Source organism: Corynebacterium sp. HMSC072A04, assembly GCF_001809235.1.
Classification (GTDB): domain Bacteria; phylum Actinomycetota; class Actinomycetes; order Mycobacteriales; family Mycobacteriaceae; genus Corynebacterium; species Corynebacterium hiratae.
The window spans coordinates 1-1,531 of the sequence record NZ_KV796721.1 but is presented as its reverse complement, the minus strand read 5'-3'; the positions used below and the strand labels follow the sequence as shown (position 1 = coordinate 1,531).

General features: G+C 55.6%; 1 rRNA gene. It reads left to right on the top strand.

Going from position 1 to position 1,531, the window contains the following annotated elements:
* The first annotated feature begins 4 nt into the window (after positions 1 to 4).
* A 16S ribosomal RNA gene (locus HMPREF2565_RS00185) occupies positions 5 to 1,522 on the top strand.
* The last annotated feature ends 9 nt before the right edge of the window (positions 1,523 to 1,531 follow it).

The following is a 1,531-nucleotide window of genomic DNA, read 5'->3' as shown; positions in this document are numbered from 1 at the left end:
CTTTTTTGTGGAGAGTTTGATCCTGGCTCAGGACGAACGCTGGCGGCGTGCTTAACACATGCAAGTCGAACGGAAAGGCCAGTGCTTGCACTGGTACTCGAGTGGCGAACGGGTGAGTAACACGTGGGTGATCTGCCTTGCACTCTGGGATAAGCTTGGGAAACTGGGTCTAATACCGGATATGAACTGCCTTTAGTGTGGTGGTTGGAAAGTTTTTTCGGTGCAAGATGAGCTCGCGGCCTATCAGCTTGTTGGTGGGGTAATGGCCTACCAAGGCGTCGACGGGTAGCCGGCCTGAGAGGGTGTACGGCCACATTGGGACTGAGATACGGCCCAGACTCCTACGGGAGGCAGCAGTGGGGAATATTGCACAATGGGCGGAAGCCTGATGCAGCGACGCCGCGTGGGGGATGACGGCCTTCGGGTTGTAAACTCCTTTCGACAGGGACGAAGCTTTTTGTGACGGTACCTGTATAAGAAGCACCGGCTAACTACGTGCCAGCAGCCGCGGTAATACGTAGGGTGCGAGCGTTGTCCGGAATTACTGGGCGTAAAGAGCTCGTAGGTGGTTTGTCGCGTCGTCTGTGAAATTCCGGGGCTTAACTTCGGGCGTGCAGGCGATACGGGCATAACTTGAGTGCTGTAGGGGAGACTGGAATTCCTGGTGTAGCGGTGAAATGCGCAGATATCAGGAGGAACACCGATGGCGAAGGCAGGTCTCTGGGCAGTTACTGACGCTGAGGAGCGAAAGCATGGGTAGCAAACAGGATTAGATACCCTGGTAGTCCATGCCGTAAACGGTGGGCGCTAGGTGTAGGGGGCTTCCACGTCTTCTGTGCCGTAGCTAACGCATTAAGCGCCCCGCCTGGGGAGTACGGCCGCAAGGCTAAAACTCAAAGGAATTGACGGGGGCCCGCACAAGCGGCGGAGCATGTGGATTAATTCGATGCAACGCGAAGAACCTTACCTGGGCTTGACATACACTAGATTGCTGCAGAGATGTAGTGTCCCTTGTGGCTGGTGTACAGGTGGTGCATGGTTGTCGTCAGCTCGTGTCGTGAGATGTTGGGTTAAGTCCCGCAACGAGCGCAACCCTTGTCTTATGTTGCCAGCATTTGGTTGGGGACTCATGAGAGACTGCCGGGGTTAACTCGGAGGAAGGTGGGGATGACGTCAAATCATCATGCCCCTTATGTCCAGGGCTTCACACATGCTACAATGGTCGGTACAACGCGCAGCGACACTGTGAGGTGGAGCGAATCGCTGAAAGCCGGCCTTAGTTCGGATTGGGGTCTGCAACTCGACCCCATGAAGTCGGAGTCGCTAGTAATCGCAGATCAGCAACGCTGCGGTGAATACGTTCCCGGGCCTTGTACACACCGCCCGTCACGTCATGAAAGTTGGTAACACCCGAAGCCAGTGGCCTAAACTTGTTAGGGAGCTGTCGAAGGTGGGATCGGCGATTGGGACGAAGTCGTAACAAGGTACCCGTACCGGAAGGTGCGGGTGGATCACCTCCTTTCTAAGGAGC